Consider the following 12384-nt stretch of genomic DNA (forward strand, 5'->3'; position numbering starts at 1 on the left):
AAGTTATGGTCTTTTCATCATTTCAATCAATGCCTGCATAGCACGCGATTGGGTGCGGGCAGGATGCCAGACCAAGCCCAGTTGGCGCTGCATTTTAATTTCGAGCGGTAGTCTTTTCAGGTCTTGATTAACGAGTGTTAGGGGCAGCACTGACCAGCCCAAACCAATCGAAACCAACATGCGAATGGATTCTAGAGGGTTGTTACTCATACTGACTTTTGGCTTTAAGCCTTGTTTTTCAAACTCGGCCAAAGTGATTTGACTGGTATAGGTCTTTGCAGCAGGCAACAAACTCGGATAGGTCATTAAATCTTCTAAACTCAATTGAGTTTTAGCAGCAAGCGGATGAAATGGCGCAGCCACAAACACCAAAGGATCATTCCAGATCGGTTGATACTTTAAACGTTCATCCAGTTGCGGTGGTAAGGTTAAAAAAGCCAGTTCCAAATCACCCGCCAAGACCTGTTCATGGGCTTGCTCTGAATCGACAAAATGTACATCTAAGGTGACATCGGGATAATGCTGAACGTATTGCTTGAGTGGGTGAGGTAAGTGGTGCAAACCAATATGATGACTGGTGCCAATTTTTAAACGACCTTGTACGGTATTTTGTTGATGGCTAAGCGTGTGATGCATTTCACCCAGTTCATTCAACCATGTTTTGACTTTTGGTAGAAGCTCATAGGCGGTGTGTGTGGGTTGAATCCCGCGACCAGCAGATTCAAACAGGGTAACGCCAAAATATTCTTCTAAGCAGTGAATACGTTTAGTGACCGCAGGTTGGGTAATAAACAGTTGATCGGCGGCAAGTGAAATCGAGCCTGTTTCCATGACTTTAATAAAGGCTTCAAAAGCGGCCAAATTCATGTTTATTATCCATAAACTATTTTTATCGTTTTCTATTATTTAAGAATAATGTGGATTAAGCAAAATAAAATAAACCTTTTTACATATGCGTCTTTAATTTTCTTCGCAATCTCAGAATCTTTCATTATTTGAGAGATGAAAAGCGTGTAGGCATCTGAATATTGATCCAGATAAAAAAGCCACTGAAACAGTGGCTTCTTGAGGAATAGAAGTGCTTTAAGTTATGAGGACATTATTTTTTCTTTTTGATTGAGATTTTGCTTTTCCCAAACGCGTTCGTGAATAAAGTAAGCAAATGCTTGAACAGTGGGTTCAAGTAAACTCAGGGTCATGGCCATCCAAAAGTTACCTGTTACAAAATATCCCACCAACATGGCAACCGTAATATGCATGACATAGTAGCTCAGGGTTTTTTTGAACATTCGCTGATGCGTAATCACAAAGTGTTGAATGTGTGCCATATCGGGATTCCTCTGCTCAATGCTGATCTTGAATAGAGCTTAACGCTGACCATTTGATTTGTAAAAACGAATATTTTTGTTATTTTGATTGATAAAATAGATGTGCATGTGAATTCTATGATTCAATTCATTCCAAAAAGTTTATTGATTTATAAAAATGATAAATTAGATTTATGCAAAACACGGCTTATAATGAAAATAGAAGATTTAATTACCCAGTCCAATGGAGCACGTCGACATGGCAGGCAAGACATTATATGACAAGTTGTGGGATGACCATTTGGTGAAGCAACGTGATGATGGTTCGAGTTTAATTTACATCGACCGTCACCTTTTGCATGAAGTGACTTCACCGCAAGCATTTGAAGGTTTGCAACTTGCAGGTCGTCAGCCGTGGCGTTTAAGTGCCAACATCGCAACGCCTGACCATAACGTTCCAACGTCGAAAAAAGAACGTGAGCAAGGTGTTGCTGGAATTGAAGATGATACGTCACGTATTCAAGTCCAAACTTTAGATGACAACTGTAAAACCTTTAACATTGTTGAGTTTGATATCAATGATGTACGTCAAGGGATTGCACATGTGGTTGGGCCAGAGCAAGGTTTAACTTTGCCAGGCATGACTGTGGTGTGTGGTGACTCACATACAGCGACGCATGGTGCATTTGGCTGTTTGGCACATGGTATCGGCACTTCTGAAGTTGAACATGTATTGGCAACCCAATGCTTGGTTCAAAAGAAAATGAAGAACATGTTGGTTCGTGTCGATGGTACATTGGGCAAAGGCGTGACTTCTAAAGACGTGGTTTTGGCGATTATTGGTAAAATCGGTACAGCAGGTGGTACAGGCCACGCGATTGAATTTGGCGGTCAAGTCTTCCGAGACATGTCGATGGAAGGTCGTATGACTGTGTGTAACATGGCAATCGAAGCAGGCGCACGCGTTGGCTTGGTGGCTGTGGATGACAAAACCATTGAGTATGTGAAAGACCGTCCATATGCACCAAAAGGTGAAGATTGGGACAAAGCGGTTGCTTACTGGAATACTTTACATTCTGATGATGATGCTCAATTTGACACGGTTGTGGTGTTAAACGGCGAAGAGATTGAACCACAAGTCTCTTGGGGTACATCTCCAGAAATGGTGATTGCGGTATCACAAGCGGTTCCAACGTTGGAACAGGCAAAAGATGATGTACAGCGTAAAGACTGGACACGTGCTTATCAGTACATGGGTTTAACCGCAGGTCAGGCTTTGGCAGACATTCAGTTAGATCGTGTATTTATTGGTTCATGCACCAACTCACGTATTGAAGATATTCGTGCTGCGGCTGAAGTGGTGAAAGGCCATAAAGTAGCAACAAGCATTAAACAGGCCATGGTTGTTCCGGGTTCTGGTTTGGTGAAACAGCAAGCTGAAGCTGAAGGTTTGGACAAAATCTTCATTGAAGCTGGTTTTGAATGGCGTGAACCGGGTTGCTCAATGTGCTTGGCGATGAATGCTGACAAGTTACAACCAGGTGAGCACTGCGCATCAACCTCAAACCGTAACTTTGAAGGTCGTCAGGGGAATGGCGGGCGTACCCATTTGGTCAGCCCGGCAATGGCAGCCGCAGCGGCAATTGCAGGTCATTTCGTTGATGTTCGTACATTCTAAGGGAGTCGCAGATGAAAGCGTATACAGTTGAACAGGGTATCGTTGCACCTTTAGACCGTGCCAATGTCGATACCGACTTGATTATTCCAAAACAGTTTTTGAAATCCATTAAACGTACAGGCTTTGGCGATAATTTGTTTGATGAGCTTCGTTATTTGGATGAAGGTTATTTGGGACAAGACATTAGCAAACGTCCTAAAAACCCTGACTTCATGTTGAACCAAGCACGTTATCAGGGTGCTTCGGTGCTGATTGCTCGTAGCAACTTTGGTTGTGGTTCAAGCCGTGAACATGCACCTTGGGCACTTGAAGAGTATGGTTTCCGTACCGTGATTGCACCAAGTTTCGCAGACATTTTTTTCAATAACAGTTTTAAAAATGGCATGTTACCTGTCATTTTATCTGAAGAAATTGTTGATCAACTTTTCAAGGAATGTGCAGCGACTGAAGGTTATCAGTTAACGATTGATTTGGCTGCACAAGAAGTGCGTACACCATCGGGTCAAGCATTTGCATTTGAAGTTGATCCATTTCGTAAGCACTGTTTGTTAAATGGTTTGGATGATATTGGTTTGACTTTACAAGACGCGGATTTAATCCGTGAATATGAAGCCAAAACCAAACAAGCTCGCCCTTGGGTTTTCCAAGAATTACAGGGCTAAGTTGTTGCACTATAAACATGGCGCGAATGCCCAACTATTGCTAACATGTCGAATTATTTTATGTAATTCAATCTGCTGATCGGCAAAAGGTTGGGCCATTCAAATGCTAAAAAACATCGGTCGAGGTGCTTTCTGGGGGTTATGTGCGGTACTGCTCGGTGCGTGTCAACATACGCAACAGGCAGTCGATACGATGGCAATCAAGTTTATTGCGCCTGAGCAACGACCTGCGAATGTGAAGTTGTATTGCTCAGGAACAGCCAATTGTGAGTTTGAACGTTTTGATAATATTCAGATTGTTGATGACACTACGCATTTGGTGAATTATGAAGCCATTAAAAAAGGGTATGTACGTTTAAATGCAAAAACGACGGGCTACAACAACGCCTTATATTTAACCGTACCTGACCAGCAGCATGAGGTGGTGATTCGGTTCTATCCAATTTCGATGGATCGGGCTGAGAAAATTAGCATCATTCAAAACTTTAAACCCAATAAAAGCTATACCTTCAAGATGTATCGCAACCGTATTAAGCAATCAGGCAGCTTACTGAGTGTTTCTGCACCTGATCCTTTATGTGTCGTATTGTTGCAAGATCAACGCCCAATTCGCCGTTTTTGTAAGCCCTATAATGTGCTGACAGGCTTAGGTGAATTTGTGGAACAAAAATTTTAACTGGGCAATTTGCGCCACAGTTGTTGTGATGAATGGAACCATTTATGTCTAAACATATTTTAATTTTAGCGGGCGATGGTATTGGCCCTGAGATTGTTGCTGCTGCGGAAACTGTTTTAAACACAGTCAATGACAAGTTTAATCTTGGTTTAACTTGGGAACATGGTTTACTCGGTGGTTCAGCGATTGATGCACATGGCGAACCATACCCAGCAGTGACCAGTGCACAAGCACAAAAAGCGGATGCAATTTTATTGGGTGCTGTCGGTGGACCAAAATGGGACACCATTGAGCGCTCAATCCGTCCAGAACGTGGTTTACTTAAAATCCGTAGCGAACTTAACTTATTCGCTAACTTGCGCCCAGCGATCTTGTATCCGCAATTGGCAGATGCTTCAAGCTTGAAGCCTGAAATTGTAGCGGGTTTAGACATTCTCATCGTTCGTGAATTGACAGGCGGAATCTACTTCGGTCAGCCACGTGGTATTCGTGAACTCGAAAACGGTGAAAAACAGGGTTATAACACTGACGTTTATGCAGAGTCTGAAATTAAACGTATTGCCAAAGTTGCTTTTGAAATGGCAAACCTACGTGGTGGCAAAGTGTGTTCAGTAGACAAGGCTAACGTGCTTGAAGTGACTGAACTTTGGAAGCAAACCGTAACTGCGCTTAAAGAAGAACAGTACCCTGAGATTAATTTGTCACACATGTACGTGGACAATGCTGCGATGCAATTGGTGCGTGCACCAAAACAGTTTGATGTCATTGTGACAGGTAACTTGTTTGGCGATATTTTGTCAGACGAAGCTGCGATGTTGACAGGTTCAATTGGCATGTTGCCATCTGCATCACTTGATGAAAATGGCAAAGGCATGTATGAGCCATGTCATGGTTCTGCACCAGATATCGCGGGTAAAGACTTGGCTAACCCATTAGCGACGATTCTTTCAGTGGCAATGATGCTACGTTATACTTTCCGTGAAGAAGCGGCAGCAAAAGCAATTGAAGATGCTGTGGGTCAAGTTTTAGATCAAGGTTTACGTACCGCAGATATTATGTCTGAAGGCATGGACAAAGTTGGCACTAAGGCAATGGGTGCCGCAGTGGTTGCAGCTTTAGTGTAAGTTGAACAGATTTAAAAAGCGTGATCACCAAGATCGCGCTTTTTTCTTATTAAAAAATAGATAAAAAATTAAAGTTTATATAACAAGGAAAGGAAAAAATCATGAAAAGAAAGCTCGCTTTGGGCGTTTTAATCGCAGGCTTATCATGGGCAGCACACGCTGATAATTGTGATCATGTTCGAAATAGTTATGATGCGGTGCATTGTAATAATAAAGTTTATGTCAATGCTGACAATGACTTGAACAAAAACTATCAAGAATTACAGCGCAAATTGAGTCCCCAGCAAAGTAGTATTTTGAAGCGTTCCCAGCTTGCGTGGATCAAAGATCGTGATAATACATGCTCTGGCGAGTCAAATGTTGGGACGGTAATTTATACTGTTTGCCAAATCAGAAAAACACAAGAACGAAATGCATGGTTACAAGACCGTTTACGCGAATGTAAGGTCATTGGTTGCAAAACTTCGGCACTTTCATAGATCTTCTAGAGTTTGATCTGGAGAAGAGTTTAGGCAGGGGAATCTGTAGTGATAAGGATGACCTTGCATCCAACATAAAAAAAAGCCACAAACATGTGGCTTTTTTTGCTTCGGCTAATACTTAACGCGCACGGTAAGTGATGCGACCTTTGGTCAAATCATATGGAGTCATTTCAACTTTGACATGGTCACCCGTTAAAATACGGATGTAATGCTTACGCATTTTACCTGAAATATGAGCAATCACTTCATGACCGTTTTCTAAACGAACACGGAACATGGTATTAGGAAGCGTTTCGGTGACAACGCCTTCGAACTCAATCAGTTCCTCTTTATTGGCCATAGCCTACCTAAAAGAATAAATAACAAGGCGCAAATTATAGACAAAATTAAGCAATAAAACAATATAAAGGCAAATAAAGCGTGATGAAAAGCAGCAAAAGTGAACCATGCGTCTAAACTTTTTCAGTAAAAACCAAGAGCATCAGGTTGTCAGTTTGGTCAATCCTCAGTACTCTGAAAAATGGCGATGCATAGATAAAAATAAGGTGGAAATGTGGGACAGTTAACGGATGCTTCTGTCGTATTGAGACTCGGTTATCAAGCATTGCGTCGGGCAGGATTGTCAACCGAGCAGATTCTCGCCAAGGCAGGCGTAGAAATCAACCAACTTGAAACGAATCAACGTACTCCTGTGAGTGCGCAAAATGCTTTCTGGCTTGCAGCAGAGCAGATTAGCCATGATCCTGATATAGGGCTGCACTTAGGTGAGCATTTGCCTTTATATCGTGGTCAGGTCATTGAACATCTGTTTATGAGTAGTGAGAACTTCGGTGAGGGATTACGCCGAGCATTGGCCTATCAACGTCTGATTAGTGATGCTTTTCAGGCTCAGCTTGTTTGTGAAGATGGGCAGTGTTATTTGACCAATGGAACGCAAGCGCACCCCAATCGATTATTGAACCGTCATTTTTCAGAATGTGCCATGTCAGGCGTTTTACGGTTTTTTAAGTTTTTAACAGAAGGGCAGTTTCAGCCGCTTTTTATTGATTTTGATTTTCATGAAGGAGCAGCATCTGAAGAATATTTTCGTGTTTATGAATGTCCAGTAAGTTTAGGGCAAAAAGAAACACGATTGTATTTTGATCCTGCCATTTTAAAACATCCCCTTTGGCAGGCAGACCCTGATCTTTTACAATTGCATGAGCAACTTGCCAATGAAAAACTACAGGAATTGGCCCGTTATGACTTGGTGGCTGAGGTTCGCCGCGTGATTGGGGCGACGTTGGAACGGGGTGATACAACTTTAGAAAGTGTGGCAGCACAATTACAGATTACACCGCGTCGCCTGCGCACTTTATTGAGCGATGCGGAAACCAGTTTTCAGCAAATATTGTCAGGCTATCGTTGTCGATTGGCAAAAAAATTATTGGCCAATACTCATGAGAGTATTGAAAAAATTGTGTACCTGACTGGCTTTGCCGAGCCAAGTACCTTTTATCGGGCATTTAAACGCTGGGCCAATGAAACACCGATTGAGTACCGCAAACGAAAACAGAGTGACTAAGTCAAGTCACTCTGGCCAGTTAAGCCATTGAGGCCCCAACGCAACTTTGGGTAAATCAAATTGCTCTGGATAATAGGCTTGAATAAAATACAAACCATCCGCAGGGGCAGTCACGCCTGCTGCTTTGCGGTCTTCTGCGGCAAACATCACATCAATATGCTCAATCGGATATTGCTCCTGACCAATTTCCAGTAAACAGCCCATGATGTTGCGCACCATGTGATGCAAGAAGCCATCTGCCTGAATGTCTAAAATCAGAAATGGTCCATGCTGAGTAAGGCGGCAATGTTTCACATGGCGGACAGGTTGGTTGGATTGGCAAGCTGCTGCACGAAAAGTTTCGAAGTTATGTGTCCCTTCAAACTTTTGTGCAGCTTCCATCATTTTTTCAATATTGAGGGTCTGATGAATATGCGTGACTTGTTTGTGTAGCAAAGCAGGGCGATGAGCTGCGTTATATACGACATAGCGATAGCGTCGAGCAGTAGCTTTAAAACGTGCATGGAAATCAGAGTCTATCCGCTTGATCCACTGAATCGAGATATCTTTCGGAAGTTGACTATTGGTTCCCATAATCCAGCCGCGTTCAGAACGATCAGCCGGGCTGTCAAAGTGTGCCACCATGTTGGTTGCATGAACGCCTGCATCTGTCCGTCCTGCGCCATGTAAAATAACAGGATGATTGGCAACTTTGCTGAGCACTCGTTCTAAGGTTTCTTGAACGCTCGCAACACCTGCTTGCTGGGTTTGCCAACCACGATAGGCTGTACCACAAAACTCAATCCCAATCGCATAGCGTTGCGCTGTCATTTCTATTTCACTCATGCCAGTGTTTCAACCAATCACTTGCTTGATCGTACTGTAAGTAGAGTGCCAACAATTTGGCATACAAATCTGCATGACCTAAACAGTCAGACACTGCAATATTGGCTTCTTTGACCCATGCACTGACAGCATAGCGCTGATCAATGCCGCCCGCAGTCACTTGCGTATTCAATACAGGTAAACAGTTCTTTTGTTTAAGCTGCTGGAAGATCTCAATAATTGCAGGATTGGTGACCAAATTACCTGTCCCGAAACCCTGTAAAATCAGGAAGTCAGGTGCATGGTTTAATACATGTGCCAAATTCTGCTCGAGTTGATTTAAGCTGATTGGCTGCATCATCCAGTTTAAAATATTGAGGTTCTGTGCACGTTCAAGCACGGCTTCAGTCACGATTGTTGCCTGAGCTTGCTGTGCAATGGCTTGAGTAGCGGCAATGCCTTTAAATGCATCTAATTCAGTCGTATGGGCTTTAAGTGCAGTACGTCCATGAAAGAGTTGATGATGAAACGCTAAATAAACACCTGATTCAACAGTTAAAATATGCTCAAGGGCAAACCATAAGTTATCATGAGCATCGGTTTCTTCTCGAATGGTCGTACCATCAACAGTCAATAATGGGAACTGGCTGCCTGTAATAATCAGGTGACATGATTTTGCCAAAATTCGTGCAAGGACTGCACTGGCATAGCTGAGCGTATCTGTGCCATGAATGACGACAAAATGCTGAAAACCTTGGCTTTGTAATTGTTGAATAAACTGTGCCAGTTTGAGCCAGTCGACCGCTGTATAGGCACTACTGTCTTTAATCACAGGTGCAGCAAAACATTCGATGCTCAAGTGATCTGGCAAATAACTGTGTAGACGAGGGAGAAACTCATGTTCTGGCATTGGGCTAAGGGGTTCACCTACACAGCCAAATGTCCCACCCATATAAATTAAAGCAATTTTAGACATGGTAAAAATAAAAAAGCAGCCGAATTCGACTGCTTATGGTAGAACGAACTGCTTTAAGATGCTATTTGATTTAATAAATATTTAGCGCGATCTAATTCATCAGGATTATATTGGAGTTGTGTATCTTCCAATAATGCACGTGCTGAACTAAATGCACCTAAACGAATGTATTGTTCAGCGAGTGATAAATTAAGCTGGGTATCATTAAGTTCAGCTAACTCTGGAAACTTTTGAATAATATAATCAGTTGCTAATGGCTGGGCATTTACAATTGGCTCAATAATTTCAACTGATGTTGGTTCTTCAACAGGCTCTAATAAGTCAAAATTTGCAGTAGCAGGTGTTTCTGTTTCAAATGCAAGCGTAGGTGCAAGTGTTTCGACTACTGGTGGTATTTCAACTTTTGGTTGAGTGTCTAAATCTAAACGATCAAAGTTAAAAGAAAGATCAGTAACTTCTTCATTTGCTGGTTCAGATTCAGATTTTACTTCAGCATCTACTTTTTCAAAATTAAATGCCAGTTCAGCCGTAGGAGCTGGTTCTATAACTGGCTCAGGTTGTTTTTCTTGAGCGGGAACTGACTCTTCCAGATCAAATTTAAACTCTAGAGCTGATGGAGCTTCTTCAGTTTCTACCTTCTGGATTTTAAGGGCTTCAGCTTCTGTCTTTTTAATGACTTCACTGTGTGTATGAGCAATTGCATCATGATGCTCTTTTTTGGCAACTTCAGGAATGGCATCTTCTTTTTTGCCAAAATCTAAGCTCTTGGTGAAGTGTTCTGGGCCTCGAGTTTCTATCGCGCGAGGCTCAACAGACAAGTGCACATGTTCAGTAGGTTTTGCTTCTTCTTCAGTTGGACTAAAAGTATCAAAATTGAAGTCTAGCGGCTTATGTTCTTCTGCTTTTGGTGCTGGAGCTATCTCAACTTCTTCTTTTGGACTATGAAGTTCTTCTTGAAGTTGATCAAAATATAAGCTGTTTGTTGCTTGTGGCGTAGCTTCAGTTTTATTTAGATCAGCTTTAAGTAAATCAAAGTCAGGCGATGACTTTTTATTCGTTGCTGTTTGAGCACCTTCAGACGTTGGAACCTTATTTGCTTGTTGTGTAGGCTCATCATCTGGAAGCTGAACAGGTGTATATTGAACCGAATCAATTTTTGCAGGTTCTTTCTTTTCTGCAAGTTTTTGTTCAACTTGATTAATGACATCAAACAGATTTAATGCACGAAGGTGTGATAGTAATTGTTTGATTGAGAACTGATCATTTTGATCAATATGAATTTGTAGTAATAATAAATATAAGTCATGTTGTTCATGATCGGCATTGAGTGCTTGATTAATTAATGCTTCAGCATTATTAAAGTTTCTCTCACGAATCAGACTTTCAATTTGACTACGTAATGCAGGGTCAAGTTCTTTTGGTTTTGCTTCCGCTACAATCGTACCCTGAGCATCTTTTGCTTCCTCAGTTGCTGCTGAGTTCGAACGAGCCTTTACTTTCTTTTTTGGGTCAGCTTTTCTTTTTGACCGATTAGAATCAGTGTCTTGTTGCCCCGAACCTCGTTTCTTGAGCACAATCGCTACAACGAGTACTAAAACAAATGGAATGATGTATAACAACATTTTTTTATCCTTGCATTGGCAGCAATGAGTTCAAGCTAAATAGTTCTCAGTGATGACTTGGCTTTTTGACTTTTTGTTGCTGTTGCAACTGTTGCTGCAACTGCGCAAGTCGAGCATTTAATAGTTGAATTTGATGGTCTTTTTTCTGCAAGGCCAAATCCAATTGAACTACATTCTTTTGTAATGTAACGGTTTTTTCCCGAATTGTCATAACTTTTGATGATAATTCAGGTGAGGTCTTAGCCATATGTCGCCCATTTTCATCCATTTTACCAGAAGAAGTATTGGCATTTTCAGTGACTAAGGTCATTTCAGCCTGATTTAACCGATATTTGGTTGAATATTTATTTCCGGCTTTTGAGTTCATGCTCTTGGTCGGAGTATTTGGGTGAGCATGTGGAGGTGCTACATCATTTGCTCCTAAATTGAGCGTTGCTCCAGCTTTTAAACGATTGATATTTCCACCAATAAATGCATGTTCATTTAACGCTTTAATATGATTCATAACAGCACCAATCGGTTGATGAGTCTGTTCAGAAATACGCGCTGCAATTCGCCATAGAGAGTCTTGGTGCTGAACGACATAGTTTGTATGTTTTGTTGTTTCTGCTTGTGGCGTAATCTTGGCTTTTGGTGCTGTTGCATCAATAGGTTTGGGCACATTTTCTTTAAGTGCTTGCTGATGTGGACTGGTTTGTGGATTGTTTGTTGAAATTGCGGCTGGTTGTTGTGTTGCTTGAACCACATTTTGTGCTTTTCTAGCGATTGGTGTAGGTGTAGTGGCTGGTGCAGATTTCACGACCACAGAAGCTGAATTCGAAGGATTTGGCGTTACTGGGTTCAAGTGCGGTGGTGCTGAAACACTAATTGCTAATTGCTCAACAGGCGTAGGGGTACTGACCATTGGTGCTGTTTGAGTATATAACTTGCTTTCAGGCAAATTCAGAGCAATATCTTTTTCACTGACAATCTGTTTCGGAATAAGAGCATGCTCTTGGGTCGACATAGCCACAAGATTATTTCGAGCCATTTGTGTTTTTGGCGAGTCTCCAGTCAAACTTTTCTGAATTTGTTGCAGATGAGCGCCATCACCATCTTGAACTTTTAAAACAAGATTGATGTTTTTATTGTTGATCGGCTGTGATGAAGTAATGACAATGACACCACTACTTTTTCCAGTGCGACGAATGAAGAAGTTGAGACCGTTTAAGTCTTGCTGGCTGGCTCCCATTCGAATCAAGTCATCGGTATCAGCTAAACCAGCTTGAATTGTAGAGTTATCACTGGCATTGGCATACGGAATTTCTACATATAACAATTGCCCCTGAGTTGATTCAACTTGGGCAGCGTTAAAAGTTAAAGCATAGCCGCTTTGTGCAGCAAAACATAAAATCAGTGCTGAAGCGAGTTTGTTGTATGCAGTCATTTTCATCCACAAAATGGAATTGTTGATTGTTTTGTCTATAATGTAGCGGTATGTAATTGAATT

Annotated in this window: 13 protein-coding genes; 6 read left to right on the forward strand and 7 right to left on the reverse strand. The window is 41.7% G+C overall.

Going from position 1 to position 12384, the window contains the following annotated elements:
• Positions 1-3 precede the first annotated feature (3 nt).
• Both C1A47_RS11645 and C1A47_RS11650 read right to left on the reverse strand, forming a co-directional pair.
• Positions 4-867: a LysR family transcriptional regulator gene (locus tag C1A47_RS11645; RefSeq protein ID WP_111895214.1), complete on the reverse strand. Its 864-nt coding sequence runs from the start codon at positions 865-867 to the stop codon at positions 4-6.
• Positions 868-1088: 221 nt separating this feature from the next.
• Positions 1089-1328: a DUF2061 domain-containing protein gene (locus C1A47_RS11650; RefSeq protein ID WP_111895215.1), complete on the reverse strand. Its 240-nt coding sequence runs from the start codon at positions 1326-1328 to the stop codon at positions 1089-1091.
• Positions 1329-1566: 238 nt separating this feature from the next.
• Here C1A47_RS11650 and leuC point away from each other — a divergent pair, with 238 nt between their 5' ends.
• The 5 genes from leuC to C1A47_RS11675 all read left to right on the forward strand — a co-directional run bounded on the left by leuC (position 1567) and on the right by C1A47_RS11675 (position 5926).
• On the forward strand, positions 1567-2985 hold the full coding sequence (gene leuC / locus C1A47_RS11655) for a 3-isopropylmalate dehydratase large subunit (RefSeq protein WP_111895216.1): 1419 nt from the start codon (positions 1567-1569) through the stop codon (positions 2983-2985).
• A gap of 11 nt (positions 2986-2996) precedes the next feature.
• Positions 2997-3647, forward strand: coding sequence for a 3-isopropylmalate dehydratase small subunit (gene leuD, locus C1A47_RS11660; protein WP_111895217.1), 651 nt, complete (start codon positions 2997-2999; stop codon positions 3645-3647).
• A 103-nt stretch (positions 3648-3750) separates the two neighbouring features.
• Entirely contained in the window at positions 3751-4323 is a 573-nt protein-coding gene (locus tag C1A47_RS11665; RefSeq protein WP_111895218.1) for a hypothetical protein, read from the forward strand.
• 44 nt (positions 4324-4367) lie between these two features.
• Positions 4368-5447, forward strand: a complete 1080-nt coding sequence (leuB, locus tag C1A47_RS11670; protein WP_111895219.1) for a 3-isopropylmalate dehydrogenase — start codon at positions 4368-4370, stop codon at positions 5445-5447.
• 101 nt (positions 5448-5548) lie between these two features.
• On the forward strand, positions 5549-5926 hold the full coding sequence (locus C1A47_RS11675; protein ID WP_111895220.1) for a lysozyme inhibitor LprI family protein: 378 nt from the start codon (positions 5549-5551) through the stop codon (positions 5924-5926).
• 121 nt (positions 5927-6047) lie between these two features.
• On the opposite strand, the gene infA is transcribed toward C1A47_RS11675, so the two are convergent.
• Complete coding sequence (gene infA, locus C1A47_RS11680) at positions 6048-6269, reverse strand: translation initiation factor IF-1 (RefSeq protein WP_004754324.1); 222 nt, start codon at positions 6267-6269, stop codon at positions 6048-6050.
• 213 nt (positions 6270-6482) lie between these two features.
• On the opposite strand from infA, the gene C1A47_RS11685 reads away from it, so the two are divergent.
• The gene (locus C1A47_RS11685) at positions 6483-7493 is read left to right on the forward strand and encodes an AraC family transcriptional regulator (protein WP_111895221.1); all 1011 of its coding nucleotides are present in this window, start codon (positions 6483-6485) and stop codon (positions 7491-7493) included.
• A 6-nt stretch (positions 7494-7499) separates the two neighbouring features.
• Here the strand turns inward: C1A47_RS11685 and truA are convergent, their stop codons facing one another.
• The 4 genes from truA to C1A47_RS11705 are packed head-to-tail and all read right to left on the reverse strand — an operon-like array spanning position 7500 to position 12321.
• On the reverse strand, positions 7500-8303 hold the full coding sequence (truA, locus tag C1A47_RS11690) for a tRNA pseudouridine(38-40) synthase TruA (RefSeq protein ID WP_171294382.1): 804 nt from the start codon (positions 8301-8303) through the stop codon (positions 7500-7502).
• Positions 8304-8310: 7 nt separating this feature from the next.
• On the reverse strand, positions 8311-9273 hold the full coding sequence (locus C1A47_RS11695; RefSeq protein ID WP_111895223.1) for an asparaginase domain-containing protein: 963 nt from the start codon (positions 9271-9273) through the stop codon (positions 8311-8313).
• A gap of 53 nt (positions 9274-9326) precedes the next feature.
• The gene (locus C1A47_RS11700) at positions 9327-10895 is read right to left on the reverse strand and encodes a hypothetical protein (protein ID WP_111895224.1); all 1569 of its coding nucleotides are present in this window, start codon (positions 10893-10895) and stop codon (positions 9327-9329) included.
• Positions 10896-10941: 46 nt separating this feature from the next.
• Positions 10942-12321 (reverse strand): hypothetical protein, encoded by a 1380-nt coding sequence (locus C1A47_RS11705; RefSeq protein WP_111895225.1) that lies wholly within the window; start codon positions 12319-12321, stop codon positions 10942-10944.
• Positions 12322-12384: the final 63 nt, after the last annotated feature.

Source organism: Acinetobacter sp. MB5 (assembly GCF_003261585.1).
In the GTDB taxonomy this organism is placed as follows: Bacteria; Pseudomonadota; Gammaproteobacteria; order Pseudomonadales; family Moraxellaceae; genus Acinetobacter.